Origin of the sequence: Nocardiopsis sp. MG754419 (assembly GCF_018207095.1) — a bacterium.
Taxonomy (GTDB): domain Bacteria; phylum Actinomycetota; class Actinomycetes; order Streptosporangiales; family Streptosporangiaceae; genus Nocardiopsis.
On record NZ_QOCZ01000377.1, the window covers coordinates 1 to 422 of the forward strand.

Below are 422 nucleotides of genomic sequence, written 5' to 3' on the forward strand. Positions count from 1 at the left end.
CGCCTCATCTCCGTCGGTTTCGGCGAGGTCGCCACCGCGGTCAACAACGCCGCCACCGTCATCGACCCGGAGGCCCAGTTGTTGACCGCGGTGGCGACCTCGCCGAAACCGACGGAGATGAGGCGCACCTTGCCCGGGTAGTCGGTGATGTCGCCCGCGGCATAGACGCGGGGGATGTTGGTGGCCATCCGGGTGTCCACGGCGATACGGCGTGCCCGCAGCGTCAGGCCCCAGTGCTGGAGCGGGCCGAGGTCGGCCTTGAAGCCGAGGGCCGCGACGACGGTCTGTGCGGGCAGCAGGCGGGTGGTCCGGTCGAGCCGGTGCCGGATCTCCACGTGTTCCACATGCGAGGTGCCGTGCAGGGCGCTCACCTCGGAGTCGGTGAGGATCCCGATGCCGAGGTCTCGGGCCTTCTCCACGGT

Annotated in this window: 1 protein-coding gene; it reads right to left on the reverse strand. The window is 70.1% G+C overall.

Translation table 11 applies throughout. The features are described from left to right. Positions 1–422 (reverse strand): NAD(P)/FAD-dependent oxidoreductase (locus DSY14_RS28190; RefSeq protein WP_211719611.1); only part of this gene is annotated, 422 nt, incomplete at both ends.